This is a genomic window from Wolbachia endosymbiont (group A) of Brachyopa scutellaris, from assembly GCF_964026995.1.
In the GTDB taxonomy this organism is placed as follows: Bacteria; Pseudomonadota; Alphaproteobacteria; order Rickettsiales; family Anaplasmataceae; genus Wolbachia; species Wolbachia pipientis.
Window position 1 is genome coordinate 747,898 of sequence record NZ_OZ034720.1, and the last position, 16,698, is coordinate 764,595.

The following is a 16,698-nucleotide window of genomic DNA, read 5'->3' on the forward strand; positions in this document are numbered from 1 at the left end:
TATGGAGAAAGCTTACATAGCAAATGATGTCATTCCAGTGTTTGACACTGGAATCCAGTCTTTACTATACAACTATCTGATGCACTTGTTTGAAATCAAATTTCCTGGATCCCAGTGTCGGAGCACTGGGATGACACCAATTTTGCATTCAAGTATCAACTATTGGTGTCACTACAGTAACTCTCTTCCTGTTATGCAAGTAGCTGACACCTTCCAGGTGTCCATTGAAATCCAAAAAATTTCACTCAAGTCAAAATTAGGTTAAATTTAAATGTTGAATCAAGAATCTTTACCGAAACATTTAGCAATTATTATGGATGGTAATGGTAGATGGGCGAACAATCAAGGAAGGGTAAAAATTGATGGTTATAAAAAGGGCAGTGAAGTTGCATACGATATTGCCAAGTATTGTACGGACTTAACCATACCCTACTTAACTTTGTATGCATTCTCTATGGAGAATTGGCTTAGACCCAAAAACGAAACTGACTGTCTATTTGATTTATTTTACTCTGTCTTAACTAATGAAGATAAAGTCAATTTCATTTGCAACTGTAACATTAAGTTGAATTTTATTGGCAATTTAAGTCTGTTATCCAGTAAAATATTGGATCAAATTAAAAAAGCAGAAGAAATGACACATAAGAACGATGGTTTATTACTCACTGTGGCAGTCAGTTACGGAGCAAAGCAAGAAATTACACAAGCTATAAGCAATATTATAAAAGAAAATATTGCTTATGTATCAGAAGAGGAATTTGAAAAATTTCTGTATACTAAAGATCTGCCAAAATTGGATTTATTAATTCGCACTGGCGGCGAAAAAAGGTTAAGCAACTTTTTATTATGGCAAGCAGCTTATGCTGAATTGTATTTTTGTGATACTTTATGGCCTGATTTTTCTTGTCAAGATTTGAGTAAAGCATTAGAAGATTATACAAAAAGAGAGAAAAAATATGGTAGATAATAATTTTATAATTAGAATGTTGTCCTCAATAGTAATATTATTCATATTTTCCTTTGCTACATATTTCAGTGATTTATCGTTTTACCTATTGATTTTTTCAATAGCAGTTTTATCTTCTTTTGAATGGTATAATCTAACCCAAGGAAACAAAATTTTATACGTTTTCGCATTATTATTGATTGCACTACCAAGCGCCTCATTAATATATTTATATAATCTACCACAGGGAAAATACGCATTAGTATGGTTCGTCTTAACCATTTGGGGAATTGACATTACTGCCTACCTATTTGGTAAGAATTTTGGTGGAGCTAAAATTTGCCCAATTCTTAGCCCTGGAAAAACTTGGACAGGACTTCTTGGTGCGATTTTAGCTGGAGTAGTGTGCACAATTTTTGGATCAATATTTTTTGGTCTATTTTCAATTTTTTATTCTCCAATCATTGGCCTTGCAATTGCTATTCTAGCGCAACTTGGCGATTTCACTGAGTCGCTTGTTAAAAGAGCTTACGGTGTTAAAGATAGTGGAAATATGATACCTGGCCATGGGGGAGTGCTCGACCGTATGGACGGTTTCATTTTTACTGCCCCTCTTATTGCTATTTACATAAGCTAAGTCTGCAGAAGAAATAAAGTGCCATTAGAGGTCATCCCTAGTCAGCTCCCCAACCGCTTCTACAGTGCAGTCATGGACAAACGTCTTTTCACAATAAGGGCAGGCTATTTCCTCTTCTTCTCCCATATCTAAATATATTAATGGATGGCCGGAACCCTCATCATTCTCATCACCATGACAACAAACTTTTCTATTATTAATCCTCACTTTTGACATGCTACTCCTTTAGCTTATAACATTTATATATTGAATATACCCATTCAGAAATAAAAAACAACAAGCACTATTCTCCATTTTTTATCCTATTCAGGTTAATCAATTCGTTTTGAACACCTTTTGATACAAATTTGCTAACATCTTCTCCTAATCTTGCTATTTCCTTTACAAAGCTTGATGAGATAAATTGAGTATCTTCAGAAGCGGGAAGAAATATGGTTTCGATTTCAGGAAGAAGTTTATAATTTACCCAACTCATTTGAAACTCGTAATCAAAATCCGACACTGCTCTTAATCCTCTAATAATAACAGAAGCATTCTGCTCTTTGGCAAACTTCACTAGCAACCCATTAAAAGATATAACATCTGCATCAATTCCTAGTCCTTTGATTTCATTTTCAGCCATGCTTGTGCGTAGCTTTGTGTCAAAGGCAGTATGCTTATTAACGTTTTCTGCAACTCCTATTATTAATTTATCGATTAGTTTACACGCTCTTTTGATTATGTCAATATGCCCAAAAGTTATAGGGTCAAATGTGCCAGGGTAGATTCCTGTTCTGTTATTAATGTTCATCCTTTATTTTTATATAAACTACTTTAAAAACTTTTGATAGACATAATAACATTTTTTATCTAAAAATAAAAGTATACAGTTGGCCTGATAGCTCAGTTGGTAGAGCAAAGGACTGAAAATCCTTGTGTCGCTGGTTCGATTCCTGCTCAGGCCACTTTCTCTTTCTTGGCAAACTTGCCTTTTTGTTATAAAATACTCTATATCGTAATATAAATATTAGAGAGGCAAGTTATGGTGTATAAATATTACAATAAAGTATTTAACATCTTATTAATTATAGTTCTATTATTAAGTAATATTACTTACGCTGGCGTTAGTGAAAAACCGGCATCTCAACATGTAACCAGAAAAGAAGAACCAGCGTCAACTGTCTTGACGGCAGAAAATACAGTAAATAATGACATAGTTGTTGGTTTGTTGAAAACGGAAGAAGCACATGAGCTTGGGTTATCTCAAAATATCTACGAGATGTTTAATAACTTTGGGGTTAAGACTGTAATGATTGATTATAATAAGATAATTAGCCTTAAAAAAATTCAGACAGAGTTACTTAATCTCGCAAAACAAGATGAAATGTTGGCAAGAAAGCTAGCATTAGATCGAATAAAAATTGAAGTTGCACAATTCATTAAAGAGCACAAAATAAATAGGATATTTATTCCGGATAATTTACATTCAGCACCCACTCCTTATCGCCAGCTTGTTACTGAAGCAATTGTAAAAATAGTTGATGATAACCCTGCAATTCATTTACTTGGCATATGTGAAGGCATAATGAATGCAAAGGGAATTGAAGTAGTGAGTGTTGTGAGTGATGAAGAGAAGCAAAGATCTCATTTAAAATCAGCACCTAATCCACAGAAAGAGGATGTACCTCTCCAGCAGATAAAGATCGTTCCAAATAGTCGTTTAGCAGAAGTAGTAGCCAAATTCCTAATACCTAATGAAAATGGCTGGTTTTCAACATATTTTCCAGATGCTCATTCAGGAGCAGTAAGTAATACACCAGAAAATAGAAGAAAATTGGAGTCACTTGGATATAAAGTTGCAGCATTTTCCAGTGAGGGGGTAATAGAGGCTATTGAAGATAAGCATGGTAATGTTCACTTTCAAAGTCATCCAGAAGCCCTTGTTGTGAAGTCAGATAAAAACCTCTATTTATCAAATCACAAGGAACGTCAAGTGTCTACACTAGTTGCTATAGCGATTATGAATGATTTTCTTTATCGTGCTTAATGGCTATAGCTTTATGCTTACCGACGATTTGATAAACGATAGATTTGTCATGTATCCGTTCAGGCAATGGCGTCAACTTAAGGAAAAATATCAGCGATAGTGTATAAAATTTCTCTCCAAATTTTTTATCATTAAATTATCCAAAGAGTGCAAGGGACAGCACTTTTGTTTCTATTTTGTTGCAACAAAAAAGTTTAAAATGTGTCTTTTTTAGGTGAGGCATGCAAAAAGGAAAAGATCTTATCTTACAAATTAAAAATGCAATATACTCGAAAACTTTTCAGAAAATCCATTGTGTTGAGTTTTACACGAACAAGAAAACTTCCTTTTTCGACAGTATTTTCTATGATTTTAAAGTTAGTTAAAAAAAGTTTGGGAATAGAATGTGAACTTATGGAGCCATTGACATGTACCCTCAAAGCAAGCTTTTTCTAAAGCAAGGTATAAGATTTGCCATACAGGCTTTCAAGAATTTAAGCATCCAAACAGCCTATCAGGATGAACCTGAGTTGGAGAGGCTATAGACTTATTGCAGCAGATGGTTCTGGTATGAGATTACCCAGCTCTGGGGAAATTGTATCCGAGTTTGAACCAAATGGAAACTGACCTTACCCAGAAAAAGTGGAGAGAAAGGAAGGAGTTTTTTCGGGTAAAATAAAATTTTGGAGGATTAGAAATGGCAAGAGAATATACGGCAGAATTCAAATTGGAAGCTGTTAAGCTGGCAAATGAACAAAGAAAGGTAGGTCAACCAGTTGCAAAAGTAGCAAGAGATCTAGGAATAAGGGATAGTGTATTAGGAAAATGGATGAAGAAAAATAACGAAAAAAAGTCAGCGGCAAATGCATTTCCAGATGTAGCACCTTATGACAAAGAGAGATTTGATTTACAGAAAGAGTTAGCAAAAGTAACAAGAGAAAGAGACATTTTAAAAAAAGCCCTGGGATATTTTGCCAGTCAAAAAGAGTAAAATATTTTTTCATAAAAGAGCATAGTAAACACTATAAAGTGCAGGAATTATGTAGGGTTTTCTGCTAGTGGCTACTATAAGTGGACTACAAGGAAAATAAGCAGTAGAGAATCAGCAAATAAAGAGTTATTAGCAGATATTCAAAAAATATATCAAGCTTCTAAATGTAGATATGGAGCTCCTAAAATTCATGCTGAATTAAAGGCTTTGGGTAAAAGTTGCAACTTAAAAACAGTGCAAAGTATTATGCAGAAAAATGGTATTCAGGCTATATTGAGAAGAAAATTTAAAATTAAGAAACAACAAACGGACAGTAGAGTCGTAGCTCCCAATATATTAGACCAAAACTTTATTGTCGATCAACCAAATAAAGTATGGGTAACTGATATTACTTATATAAAAACCAAAGAAGGATGGCTATATTTGGCAACAATAATCGATCTATATTCACGCATGGTAGTTGGCTGGTCAATGAGCAGTTCAATAAATAAACAATTGGTTATGGACTCTTTATTAATGGCCGTTAACAAGCGTAAACCTGCCAAAAATCTACTATTACATAGTGATCAAGGTTCACAATATACTTCGCAAGGTTATCAATATCTCTTATCCATAAAAAACATAGATGAGTCATAAAGGTTGTTGTTACGACAATTCTGTTGTGGAAAGCTTCTTCAGTTCTCTAAAAAGGGAGTTACCAATAGACACCTCTCGGCACTCTAAACAGCATATCAAAACTGCTATATTTGAATATATAGAAATTTTTTATAACAAACAACGTAGACACTCCACTATTAACTATTGCATTCCTGAGCATTTTGATTCATCATTCTCTTTGTGAAAAACATTCCAAACTTTCTCTCCACTTTTTCTGGGTAAGGTCAATCTGGTTTAGTTTCTCTTGCATATTACTCCAATCTCTGTTGTATTGGTATAGCAATCCCTATACCAGTTACTATATTGCTAACCGCTTCCCCTTGTATGTGGCTTTCCCACACTCCGAGTACTATCAGTTAGTCCGACTTCCTTTGCATCTTTCCCCAGTCCTCGTCTTTATTGACTTGTTCCAGAGTACCCATTGGGAATACAAAGGATCTCCCAAGTTCACGTAATTTCCATCTCAACACATGGCACGGCCTCAGATCCCGATAGAGTGATTGATAACTTGCCTTCTATTGTTATCTTTCATGCTGTCTTCCACTTCATGAAAGGTGTCGACCTCTATTTCGTTAAAAATTTCGGGACTCAATACCTTCACTTTCGTTGTACCCTATGTTGTCCTTTCCACTAGCTTTACTACGCTCGTCACCTTACGCAGCATAATGGTTCGTTCCAGGTTGCTGGCTAGGCTTTGCCTGGGTTGGATTTTCACCAACTGAACTTTACGCACTTCTTGGCGCACTCATAATGTTTTTCCCCCTATTAAGATTTATTGATTTAGTTGTAGTAGTTGAAATAGCAAACCGGTTAAGTTGCCTAGTTTGGTTCTTTTTTTCAATCAAAGGTATTCTACTGTTTTAAATTCCCTGTAAAGATTTAGCTTATCTCCCCCTATTAAGATTTATTGATTTAGTTGTAGTAGTTGAAATAGCAAACCGGTTAAGTTGCCTAGTTTGGTTCTTTCTTTCAATCAAAGGTATTCTACTGTTTTAAACTCCCTGTAAAGATTTAGCTTATCTTTTACATCTAAACAGCATTAACACGATTTGGCTCTCTGTAGATGAGTAATTCTCTAGGGATTACCCTATTGAATTCTATGATATCATTTTTTGTAACATTGTTATGTACGTCAATACTGAAAATAGACAATGACCAGGGCTTCTTTTGCCTTTTTTTTTATTTGGTAAATTTCTTAAATATTTATAGCTAAACGACAATCGTCATCCCGCTGCTTGTTAGCGGGATCTAGAGATACCGCGAATGAATCGCGGTATGACGGTTCGTGGCGGTATGACGGTTCGCGGCGGCATGACAATAAGCTCGTCATCCCGCTACGTGTTAGCGGGATCTCTTGTTAGCGGATGAGATACCGCAAATGAATCGCGGTATGACGGCTAAGTAGGGTGTCATCCCAGTGCTTGACACTGGGATCCAGAAAAATTGATTGTAAACAAACGATTATACAACATTTTCAATAAAATTACAAAAAAGCTGGATCCCAGTGTCAAGCACTGGGATGACATCATAGAGGCGCTGGGATGACATCATAGGGGCACTGGGATGACACCCTGACAACCGTCATCCCGCTACGTATTAGTGGCTGAGATACTGCGGCGGTATGACGTAGGACTGCTGTCACCCCGCTACGTGTTAGCGGGATCTATTATGAAATACCGCAGCGATATAGCTACAGAAAACTTGTATAGATTTTTTCTACTTCTGTGATATCATAAGCCTGTAATGATAAAATAAGCAAATATGGATAAGTCAGCGTATGAGATCATAGAACATGAGTATGATGTGGTAGTAGTAGGTGCAGGTGGAGCAGGGCTCAGAGCAACGCTTGGGATGGCTGCAACTAATTTTTCAGTTGCCTGCATTTCTAAAATTTTCCCTACACGAAGTCATACAGTTGCAGCACAAGGCGGAATTAGTGCAGCTTTAGGTAATATCGGTGAAGACGATTGGCGCTGGCATGCATATGACACAATAAAAGGTTCAGACTGGCTTGGTGATCAAGATGCAATAGAATATATGTGTAAAAACGCTGCTAAAGCTGTTATTGAACTTGAAAATTTTGGCGTACCTTTTTCTCGTACAGAAGATGGCAAAATATACCAGCGTTCCTTTGGTGGAATGACAACTCACTTTGGTAAAGGAAAATCAGCGCAGCGCACTTGTGCGGCAGCAGATAAGACTGGGCACGCAATCCTTCATACTCTATATCAGCAGTGTCTTAAATTCAACGCTGAATTTTTTGTTGAATACTTTGTGATTGATTTAATTATGGATAGCGAAACCGGAGCATGCTGCGGAGTTCTTGCTTGGTCACTATGCGACGGCACATTACATAGATTTCGTGCGCATAGAGTGGTGTTAGCAACAGGTGGATATGGACGTGTTTATTTCTCTGCAACAAGTGCGCATACCTGCACAGGTGATGGTAACGGCATGGTGGTAAGGGCTGGATTACCACTTGAAGATATGGAATTTGTACAATTTCATCCAACAGGAATATATGGCTCAGGGTGCCTGATGACAGAAGGATGCCGTGGTGAAGGGGGGTACCTCGTTAATTCTCAGGGCGAGAAGTTTATGGAACGTTACGCACCAAAAGCAAGAGATTTAGCTTCCCGTGATGTGGTGAGTCGCGCAATAACAATTGAAATTAGAGAGGGAAGGGGAGTTGGACCGAAAAAAGATTACATGTATTTAACTATAGCGCATCTTGATCCGGAAGTAATAAAACTCAGATTGCCGGGCATCAGCGAAACCGCAAGAACTTTTGCTGGAGTTGATGTCACTAAAGATCCAATACCGGTCATTCCGACTGTTCACTACAACATGGGTGGCATTCCAACCAATTATCATGGAGAAGTGATTACGCTGAAGCAAGGTAAGGAAGAAGTGGTAGATGGACTATTTGCAATTGGAGAAGCTGCGTGCGTCTCTGTGCACGGTGCAAATCGACTTGGTTCTAACTCGCTTCTTGATCTTGTGGTTTTTGGCAGAGCTGCAGCGCTCAGAGCAAGAGAGAAACTAAAATCCGGTACACCACATAAAAAATTGCATTCAGACTGCACAGACTGGATAGTAGATAGATTCAATAAAATGCGATTTGCTTCTGGTGGGCTAAAAGTAGCAAAAATACGCAGTGAAATGCAGAACACTATGCAAAAATACGCATCAGTTTTCCGTGTTGCTGAAGTTTTAGAAGAAGGCAAAAAAGCTATAAAAAAGGTAGCAAAAATGATGCCTGATATTTCACTTGAGGATCGCAGTATGATGTGGAATAGTAATTTAGTTGAAGCACTGGAGCTTGCTAACATGATCCCACAAGCGGTTATTACCATGGAATGCGCAGCTAATCGCGAGGAAAGCAGAGGTGCCCATGCTCGTGAAGACTTTCCTGAACGTGATGACAAAAACTGGATGAAGCACACTATAGCGTGGCTTGAAGAAAAGAAAGGGCAAATTAACGTAAAAATTGATTATAAAAAAGTGGCTGAAAAAACTCTGAGCGGTGAGATTGATTTCATAGCGCCAGAGAAGAGGGTTTATTAGTCAGCCCATCTAGCTTATTCATGAATTGACGTAGTATTGATACATCGCTCATTTTAGTAGCTGGGTTTTCTGTATGCTCTGGTTGATTTGGTGACTCTTGTACTGCTTGATTTTTAGTCTCATTTCTTAAATTCTGTTGATCATTATTAACAAGGTTCTTCGAAGCTTGATTCTGCTCTGTTGTTGAATTAGAGCGGTTTTTGTCGTTAAATGTGTCCTGTGCTTTGTTGGTTGATTTTTCAAAAAGTTTCTTAATACCACTAAATCCTAAAGTTAAAGTAAGGCATATAACTCCAGCAACAGCTATGATAGGAATGGCTGCTCCAATTGCCATTTGACCCTGAAAGAAAGCAAATGTTACCATTGCAATAACAGTAATCGTTATCGTGATTGCTAACAGTTCGCTGGTCCTTTTTGCTGGATCTATGAATCCTGCTACAGCAGATACTCCTTTTTTTATACCAGAACCTGCTTCTTTAATGCCAGACTTGCATTTTTTTGAAGCAGTTTTACAGTGGTATTTTTCTTCAAGCTTCTCTTTTAGTTCTTTAGCTTTCTCCTGTGCTTTCTGTGGAGTCCCTGAATAATCTTTTAGATCTCGTAAAGTTAAATAGTACTTTTTAGTATGGAATTTTGGATCTTTCAGCTCCAGAGAAAAGGGATCAGCGCCTATTTCTAGCAGCATTGTACAAAATTTTGTTGTATTGTCATAAGCAGTTGCTGTATCAAAAATTGTTCCTTGCGGTAGGTATTCGATACTTCTTTTTTCTGCTTTTTTCTTTAATGCCAATTCTAGGGGTGTGTTCCCTTCTCCATTCTTAGCATTTATAGCTTTACCTAATTTATCTTTAGATATTGTTCCATTTTTTACTAAACCTAAAATCAATTCCAAACATGTAACTTTTTGTTCTCCTTTGAATGAAGCAATATAGTGCAGAGCATTTTTTTCATCTTTATCTTGCACAGTAATATCTGCACCGTTTTTTAGCAATAGTTCTAGGGTTTCATACCTTTTAGTTTTTTCAAATTTTCTATCTGTACATGATCGATCCTCATTCTTTCCTTTTATATGCTGAAGCAGCTGATGAAGAGGTGTTAATCCTTCCCTGTTAGTAGTATTTACAGCATCATCTTTATTTGAAATCAACTCTAAACATGTAACTTTTTGTTCTCCTTTGAATGAAGCAATATAGTGCAGAGCATTTTTTCCATCTTTATCTTGCACAGTAATATCTGCACCATTTTGTAGAAATAACTCTAAGGCTTTATACCTATTTGTTTTTTCAAATTTTCTATCTGTACATGATCGATCCTCATTCTTTTCTTTTATATGCTGAAGCAACTGATGAAGAGGCGTTTGTTCTTCCTGATTTTTACTATTAATGAGTTGTGCTAAATCTTCCTCGGTGACCGTTTTTATTAGGGTACCTAGAAACTTGCATTTCTGTTTCTTTTCCAACGACACGATAAGGTGTAAAATATTGTTGTCTTTTTCACCTTTCACACTATTAATATCCGTACAATCTTTTAGATATTTTTTAAATTTCCTGTTATTTCCATTTTTGATCGCTTTTAGTAATAGAGCATTGCTATTTGTTATTTCGTTGCTTATTTCTACTTTATGATCATCTTCAATATCGCTACCGTAGCCACTTTCTGCTTCACTATCTTCACTATTCCTACGATCATTTTTGTTGTGGGTAATACTATTAGAACAATATTTGCTATTATCAGTAATTTCTGAAATTACTTGCTTTACTCGTTCTTTTGTTTCATTTGATATTTTTTTCGATCGTTTTATTGCTTTATCTAGCACTGGAAGGAAGCATTGGACATAATACCTATAATATTTTTCTTGTTCTCTAAGTGATTCTTCTAATTTAGTTAATACTTCAGGGCTAGCACCTTCCTTGAATAACCTTTTACACTCCTTGAGAGCTCCATCTTGACCTCTTGGTTTTTCACGCTTGTGTTCTTCTTTTTTTACCTTTCTCTCTATAATGCCATACAATTGTTCGTCTTTTCTATCCCGCTCTTGCTTTTCATTTTTATCTATGTATTCATCTAATTTTTTTGCATTAGTAGTTAGTGCGTTTAGATCTATATCCATACTAAAACCTCAATATTAAAAGCTATTTAAGTTGTCAGCACTAAACTAACAACCAAGAAGTTTGACTTTTAAATTGAGCTAAACGTTGTATATGTGATCAAAATATAGGTGGAAAGGCAGAAAACTAGTTTCTATTAGAAAATCTGTTATCATAGTCAAATCCTCACTTGAACAGTTGTCTACTATTTTAACTATTTTGTCTTAAAAAATAATAAATATAGCTAAACTGCGAAACGTGCTATTGGCTAAAATAGGATAAGAAACTATAGCTGCAAATTAATGTATATCTGTTCAGATGCATGGCTAATGCTGAAACAAAAATTCCAGTGCTCCCTTTCTTGTCATCCCAGTGCTTGACACTGGGATCCAGATTGGGCACTAAGTTGGTAAACACGAAAGCGCTTTACAACGTTTTTGATGGAACTGTGCAAAAGGACTGGATTGTATATTAAGTCAAAGTCGCAAGACTATAATGAGCTAGCTGTCAATTGGATTGATTGATAGAAATCGTAGGCATCTCAGTACACTCCTAGCTTTAAAAAATGGAGTACGAACGGTAGGGGGATCTAAAAGATCGAATCACAATCCTGTTACATTATTATTTGATTATATTTATAGGTACAAAAATGGCTAGAACAGTTTTCATTGGTATTGATGTTTCAAAAGAAACACTTGATATCTCAATCAACAATAAACATCAGCGTATAGAAAATGTAGAGACAGCTATATCTGAGTTTATAAAGTCAAAAATGGCTAACGTATTTGTTAAGTTATGTGTAAACAGGTGGTTATGAAAAACTTGTCATAAAGTTGTTACGGGAACATAACATAGCTGTTCACAGAGCTCACCCAAATCGGGTATATGCATTTGCAAAAGCCTGCAACCACTTTGCAAAAACAGATAAATTAGATGCAAAATTACTAGAAAAATATGCTGAATTTATCACAAAAAATGACGAGGTAGTAGAATACATAGTTTCACAAAAGCAAGAAGAACTAAAAGAGCTAAGAGAGCTAAGAGCAGTTGAGCGCAATCTAAACGATGAAGTTCACGCAAATAAGTGTCGTTTGCATAAGGTTACAGGAAAAGCCAGGGAATATATAGAAAAACAGATAGAATTTGCAAAAAAACAATTAGAGCAAATTAGGCAAGACATAGAAGATATAATAAACTCTGATCCTGATTTGAAGGAAAAAAGCAAACTGCTAACTAGCTATAAAGGTGTTGGACGGAAAACCGCAAGTATCCTACTCATAGAGGTACCTGAACTTGGCAGGTTAGATAATAAGGAAATAGCTTGTCTAGTTGGAGTTGCACCAAAAACTAGTGAAAGCGGAAGGAAAGTGAGCAAAGCCCAGATCATAGGTGGCAGATTTTATGCTCGAAAAGCATTATACATGTCTGCTGTGGTTGCAATGCGTCATAATAAAAAAATGAAAGCAGCGTTTAGTTGACTCTGGCAAAGCCGCTAAAGTCGCTTTAGTTGCTGTAATGAGAAAAATCATCATTTGTTTAAATGCTATGATAAAAAACAATAATTTTTATCTTGATGTTTAAGACGGTAGATGCCAGTGTCACGCACTGGCATGACACCCATTTGTTCCTATAGTTGTCTTTTCTCGTCTACCTTATTTTGCCACTCTGCTGAACAGATACATTAATGTTTTTATCAGTCTTCCAGGCTTGGTTTTTCTTCTGATTTTTTAAGTCTTTCTTTATTTAGTATGGAGCTTATCTCTTCTACACTTTTGTCAATATCATCATTGATTATTACATAATCATATTTATCACGTTTGCTTATCTCTTTTTGAGCTTCGGCTAATCTGCGCTCTATTTCGCTTGCATCATCGCTATTACGCTTTTGCAAACGCAACCTAAGCTCTTCCATTGAAGGGGGAAGTATAAAAACACTCACAACTTTTTTTCTCATGAGCTTGAATAAGTGAAATGCTCCTTGCCAGTCTATGCTTAGTAAAACGCTTATTCCACTGCTCAGGTTTTGCTCTATAAAATCTCTTGTTATACCATAAAAATTCTCAAAAACTTTGGCGTATTCAAGCATCTGACCAGCTTCGCATAACTCGTGAAATTTTTCTTCGGTAACGAAAAAATAGTCTTTTCCATTTATTTCGCCGGGGCGAGGCTTGCGTGTAGTCATAGAAACAGACCTAACTAAATTAGTTGATTGCTCAAGTAATTTTGCTGATATAGTAGTTTTTCCAGCTCCAGAAGGGGAGGATAGAACCAATAATACGCCCTCACTTTTTACGGTCATTTTTCTTTGCATTTTTTAACATGGCGCTTTTTGGATCAGAGTTTAAAAAGCTAGAACCTTCTAAATTAGAATTTGATAAGTTGGTGCCAATAAGAGAAGAGTTATCAAAGACAGTATAGCGCAAATCGGTTTTTTCAAAATTTGCCTTATTCAAATTAACGTTTACAAACTTTGCTCTACTCAATGTTGAATTAGAAAAATCGGCATTTTCTAAATTCATATTCTTAAATTCAAAGTAAGAATAATTTACATTAAATTTTTCACCCTGTGATATTTTCTCTTGCAAATCTTTAATCGAAGTTATAGCATTTTCTGAACCTGCAAGTTTTTTCTGTCCTTTATTGTCAATCAAAATTGAATTATCAAATTTGCAACCTGTTAAGTGAGCATCAACAACTGAACTTTTATATATGCTTGAAGAGAGAAAAGACATATCACTAATTGTTGAATTGCTCAAATTGCTAAGAAAAAAGCTAGTTTTCCTAAAGGCATTAGCGTAAAGCAAAGAAGATCTGAAATCGCTTTCAATAAAATTTGAATTAGTTACTTTTAAATTGGACCAGCTTGAATTATCAGCTAATAAATTAAAGAATGTTGAATTTTCTATTTCACTGGAATCAATATTATGGTGAGAAAGCATGCTGTTATAAACTTGAGAGTCTTGGATTTTTATCTTATACATTGAAGTTGTAGAAAGGTCTGAATCTTCTATCTTCGCAGAGGTGAATAGTGAATGGTCAAAAAATGAGCCATTCATGTTAGAATTCGCAACTTTAGTATTATGAAACTTTCCGTGACGAATGTCAGCATTAGAGACATTAACTTGATGCAGTTCACTAAAACTAAAATCAATATTGGATAAATCAGCATCCTGAAGATTTGCTTCAGAAACATATGTATGCTTTATCTTGGAACCATTTAGTATAGATTGAACAAAACTTGAATTATCGTCATTCACATAGGAAATTTGTGTGTTGCTTAAATTAGTTTCGTCGAAGTTACTGTTAATTATGATAGAAGAATTAAGGTAGGCAGCGGAAAGATTGCTACCTGTAAAGTCTGATTCTTTTAACTCTGCACCATATATGTTAGCATTTTTTAATGAAGAAAATTGTATCTTTAATTTATATGCATCCACTCCAAAGAAACTTGCATTATCAAGGTTGTTTTTCTGCATAACGGTATCGTTTATTTCACTATCACTAAAATTTACGTGGCCAACATTCGAGTTTGATAAGTTGGAGAAATTCATTTTCACATTCGAGAAATTAGTATGCAAACCAATTACGTTGTGCATACTTACTTTTTTGAGATCGGAACTGATAAAATCAGCATAACTAACATTAGACTGATCAAATACGATATCTGTTAAGTTTGCAGAAACAAATTTTGTAAAACTCAAATTTGCACCTTTTATTTTAATGCCATGTAAATTAGCATTGGAAAAATTAGCACCACGTAAATCAACATCAATGAAAGACACATCGGATAAATCGGTGTTAGAAAAATCGGCACCAATCAGACTTACTCCATCAAAAACAGATTTACTTAGGTACAGTTGGCTAAAATTAGCTCCATTTAAGTTAGAACCAAAACCTTTCTTAAAATCTTCTGGCACGCCCTCTTTGTGGCACTGCACCAAAAATTCAGCAAAGTCTTTTTTACTGTAAGATACGTATTTTGCATCACACAGAGCATTTAAAAAATCACTAATCTGATTTTTTTCATCATTTATTTCGTTTCCATAACATAAATGACCAACTAAAATTAATATCAAAAATCTAATCATCTTGCTTATCGCACTGTATTTCTTTCGTTTTCACAGCCCAATCGTACATTGCTGAGCTTTCTTTATTGTCTATTTTTCTATCCTCCAAAAGATGTGGCATCATTTCGGCAATCGCATTTATTATATTAATCTGCTTTTTTTCGATTGCTATATCAATTGGGGATTGAAAATTATTGTTAACTACTCTAAGATCAGCACCTTGTAATAAGAGAAAGCGCACTATGTCTACCTCACCTTGTTTAACTGAATAAATGAGAGGAGTATCACCCAATTTATTTCTAAACCTTAGTATCTCTTGAATTGTTAATCCAATTTTTTCTAGCTTACTTATTACTCCTCTTAAGCAAGTTAAGTTGTTCTTCTTAATGCAGTAAAAAAATTGCTTACTGTAATCATCAATAAACACAGTTGTAGGAAGATGCTCATTAAGGCTATCATATTGTCGTTTATATATTGACTTGCTTTGTATGTCTTTATGACCCCATTCTTTTATTGGTTCTCTGTTTAGCTTTGTCCATTTTTGTAAACTTTTCTTTTCACTTTGCTCTTCTTCATCTTTTTTAGTTATAGGTTTTACTCTATTGCGGTCCTTGGAATTACTGTTTGTTTCTTTCACTTTTTTTTCTTCAGACTGATTCTCTACTTTTTCTTTTTTTCCCTCTAATAATTGACTCGCATCACTTTTTGAAAGTTCATTATCTTTTATATCAATCTTCTGATCAGCTTGTAGATTTTTTTGCGGGTTAGCTGTATTCTCATTTAAATCAGCACTTAAAGGCAAAGGCTCTGGTTTCAAATCTTTATTCACTTCTTTATTGGCCACATTTGGTAAATTTTGAGCAAATTTGTCTGTGCTTTCTTCTAGCTGGTCATTTGGCAAATCTTTATCAATCCTTTCACCTTCACTTATAGTTTTTTCAACCACGGAAGCTTTGTCCTCGTTGTGTTGCAGTTTCTCTTTATCGGTAGTGCCGTCTAATCTTTTGCTCTCAGCCTCTTGTGTTTGTTTAGCATCGACGTTGCTTTTCAACTCATCTTTTTGATTTGTGCTATCTTGCTTCCTTACACCTACATTTTCGTTTTTATGAACTGATTCGATTTTCTTTTCTTCAAATTGCTCTACAGCAAATAGGCTCAGTGATCCGAATACAACAGCTAATAATATAAAATATAAAATATTTTTCATAAATATCCCAAGCATAAGCTTAATTAAAATGATACTATAATCAAATGATTAATCTACAGTAAAAAATGCCTTAGGATTTAATTTATAAAAAAACAATAGATTTTTTGTATCTGTTCAGGGGCATCGCAAATATTGAAGCAAAGTGGTCAGTGCTTACTGTACGAACATTGTGATTTGAGAGCAATCTCCGCTAGGGAGGATGTCATCCCAGTGCTCCTTTCTCGTCATCCCAGTGCTCAGACACTGGGATCCAGAAAAAAGAATGGTGTCATGCAAGTAGCCTCCTTCTCCTGTCATCCCAGTGCCCAGACTACTTGGATCCAGAAAAGTTTGCTTGTAAGCAAGCAAACTAGCATAGAAAGTGGTTACAACATTTTCGATGAGATTATATGGAAAACTGGATCCCAGTGTCTGGGCACTGGGATGACAAAGGAGGACGTTATTCCAGTGCCAAGCACTGACCATTTGCTGTGCAATTTACCTTCAAAAATGAATGTTCGTACAGCTATGGAATGAATCGCGGTATGACGTAGG

Annotated in this window: 19 protein-coding genes, 1 tRNA gene and 1 pseudogene; 14 read left to right on the plus strand and 7 right to left on the minus strand. The window is 35.5% G+C overall.

All coding sequences use genetic code 11. From position 1 onward, the window contains the following. The first annotated feature begins 1 nt into the window (after position 1). From AAGD93_RS07655 to AAGD93_RS03685, 3 genes are read left to right on the plus strand one after another with little or no spacing between them, the layout of a single operon-like run. Positions 2-265: a hypothetical protein gene (locus AAGD93_RS07655; RefSeq protein WP_010962657.1), complete on the plus strand. Its 264-nt coding sequence runs from the start codon at positions 2-4 to the stop codon at positions 263-265. Between the two features lie 6 nt (positions 266-271). Continuing rightward, a complete protein-coding gene (gene uppS, locus AAGD93_RS03680; RefSeq protein ID WP_174515980.1) occupies positions 272-967 on the plus strand; it encodes a polyprenyl diphosphate synthase in 696 nt (231 codons plus the stop codon). Next, positions 957-1,583: a phosphatidate cytidylyltransferase gene (locus AAGD93_RS03685; protein ID WP_341819048.1), complete on the plus strand. Its 627-nt coding sequence runs from the start codon at positions 957-959 to the stop codon at positions 1,581-1,583. Before uppS ends, AAGD93_RS03685 begins: the two co-directional genes overlap by 11 nt. A 24-nt stretch (positions 1,584-1,607) precedes the next feature. Here the strand turns inward: AAGD93_RS03685 and AAGD93_RS03690 are convergent, their stop codons facing one another. Then, positions 1,608-1,799 carry a zinc-finger domain-containing protein gene (locus AAGD93_RS03690; protein WP_341819049.1) on the minus strand — a complete coding sequence of 64 codons (192 nt, stop codon included), beginning with the start codon at positions 1,797-1,799 and terminating at the stop codon, positions 1,608-1,610. A gap of 67 nt (positions 1,800-1,866) precedes the next feature. Further along, positions 1,867-2,373 (minus strand): pantetheine-phosphate adenylyltransferase, encoded by a 507-nt coding sequence (gene coaD / locus AAGD93_RS03695; protein WP_341819050.1) that lies wholly within the window; start codon positions 2,371-2,373, stop codon positions 1,867-1,869. A gap of 81 nt (positions 2,374-2,454) precedes the next feature. Between coaD and AAGD93_RS03700 the strand changes: the two genes are divergently transcribed. The 7 genes and pseudogenes from AAGD93_RS03700 (at position 2,455) to sdhA (ending at position 8,803) form a co-directional block, all read left to right on the plus strand. Then, positions 2,455-2,527, plus strand: a tRNA-Phe gene (locus AAGD93_RS03700). An 80-nt stretch (positions 2,528-2,607) separates the two neighbouring features. Next, the gene (locus AAGD93_RS03705; RefSeq protein ID WP_341819905.1) at positions 2,608-3,609 is read left to right on the plus strand and encodes a gamma-glutamyl-gamma-aminobutyrate hydrolase family protein; all 1,002 of its coding nucleotides are present in this window, start codon (positions 2,608-2,610) and stop codon (positions 3,607-3,609) included. A 221-nt stretch (positions 3,610-3,830) separates the two neighbouring features. Continuing rightward, a pseudogene (locus AAGD93_RS03710) lies at positions 3,831-4,209 on the plus strand (IS4 family transposase); the annotation flags it as partial. A 76-nt stretch (positions 4,210-4,285) separates the two neighbouring features. Then, positions 4,286-4,579, plus strand: coding sequence for a transposase (locus tag AAGD93_RS03715; RefSeq protein WP_341819051.1), 294 nt, complete (start codon positions 4,286-4,288; stop codon positions 4,577-4,579). Between the two features lie 96 nt (positions 4,580-4,675). Then, positions 4,676-5,215 (plus strand): IS3 family transposase, encoded by a 540-nt coding sequence (locus tag AAGD93_RS03720; RefSeq protein ID WP_341819893.1) that lies wholly within the window; start codon positions 4,676-4,678, stop codon positions 5,213-5,215. Further along, a complete protein-coding gene (locus AAGD93_RS07660; protein WP_353277370.1) occupies positions 5,205-5,420 on the plus strand; it encodes an IS3 family transposase in 216 nt (71 codons plus the stop codon). The genes AAGD93_RS03720 and AAGD93_RS07660 overlap by 11 nt, the downstream gene beginning before the upstream one ends. Positions 5,421-6,997: 1,577 nt before the next feature. Beyond that, the gene (gene sdhA / locus AAGD93_RS03725; RefSeq protein WP_341819052.1) at positions 6,998-8,803 is read left to right on the plus strand and encodes a succinate dehydrogenase flavoprotein subunit; all 1,806 of its coding nucleotides are present in this window, start codon (positions 6,998-7,000) and stop codon (positions 8,801-8,803) included. Here sdhA and AAGD93_RS03730 read toward each other — a convergent pair. Then, the gene (locus tag AAGD93_RS03730) at positions 8,775-10,913 is read right to left on the minus strand and encodes an ankyrin repeat domain-containing protein (RefSeq protein ID WP_341819053.1); all 2,139 of its coding nucleotides are present in this window, start codon (positions 10,911-10,913) and stop codon (positions 8,775-8,777) included. The two genes, sdhA and AAGD93_RS03730, sit on opposite strands and share 29 nt — an antisense overlap. 299 nt (positions 10,914-11,212) lie before the next feature. Between AAGD93_RS03730 and AAGD93_RS03735 the strand changes: the two genes are divergently transcribed. The 3 genes from AAGD93_RS03735 to AAGD93_RS03745 all read left to right on the plus strand — a co-directional run bounded on the left by AAGD93_RS03735 (position 11,213) and on the right by AAGD93_RS03745 (position 12,368). Continuing rightward, entirely contained in the window at positions 11,213-11,365 is a 153-nt protein-coding gene (locus tag AAGD93_RS03735; RefSeq protein WP_341819054.1) for a hypothetical protein, read from the plus strand. A 174-nt stretch (positions 11,366-11,539) separates the two neighbouring features. Further along, the gene (locus tag AAGD93_RS03740) at positions 11,540-11,707 is read left to right on the plus strand and encodes a hypothetical protein (RefSeq protein ID WP_156518135.1); all 168 of its coding nucleotides are present in this window, start codon (positions 11,540-11,542) and stop codon (positions 11,705-11,707) included. Positions 11,708-11,723: 16 nt separating this feature from the next. Next, the gene (locus AAGD93_RS03745) at positions 11,724-12,368 is read left to right on the plus strand and encodes a transposase (protein WP_341819055.1); all 645 of its coding nucleotides are present in this window, start codon (positions 11,724-11,726) and stop codon (positions 12,366-12,368) included. Positions 12,369-12,583: 215 nt separating this feature from the next. Here AAGD93_RS03745 and gmk read toward each other — a convergent pair whose 3' ends face one another. The 4 genes from gmk to AAGD93_RS03765 all read right to left on the minus strand — a co-directional run bounded on the left by gmk (position 12,584) and on the right by AAGD93_RS03765 (position 16,512). Next, positions 12,584-13,189 (minus strand): guanylate kinase, encoded by a 606-nt coding sequence (gene gmk / locus AAGD93_RS03750; RefSeq protein ID WP_341819056.1) that lies wholly within the window; start codon positions 13,187-13,189, stop codon positions 12,584-12,586. Further along, positions 13,173-14,978, minus strand: coding sequence for a pentapeptide repeat-containing protein (locus tag AAGD93_RS03755; protein ID WP_341819057.1), 1,806 nt, complete (start codon positions 14,976-14,978; stop codon positions 13,173-13,175). The genes gmk and AAGD93_RS03755 overlap by 17 nt, the downstream gene beginning before the upstream one ends. Then, on the minus strand, positions 14,971-16,164 hold the full coding sequence (locus AAGD93_RS03760; RefSeq protein WP_341819059.1) for an ankyrin repeat domain-containing protein: 1,194 nt from the start codon (positions 16,162-16,164) through the stop codon (positions 14,971-14,973). The genes AAGD93_RS03755 and AAGD93_RS03760 overlap by 8 nt, the downstream gene beginning before the upstream one ends. A 153-nt stretch (positions 16,165-16,317) precedes the next feature. Then, positions 16,318-16,512 (minus strand): hypothetical protein, encoded by a 195-nt coding sequence (locus tag AAGD93_RS03765; protein WP_341819060.1) that lies wholly within the window; start codon positions 16,510-16,512, stop codon positions 16,318-16,320. Between AAGD93_RS03765 and AAGD93_RS03770 the strand changes: the two genes are divergently transcribed. Continuing rightward, entirely contained in the window at positions 16,495-16,680 is a 186-nt protein-coding gene (locus tag AAGD93_RS03770; protein ID WP_197907208.1) for a hypothetical protein, read from the plus strand. The genes AAGD93_RS03765 and AAGD93_RS03770 overlap by 18 nt on opposite strands. Positions 16,681-16,698 lie beyond the last annotated feature (18 nt).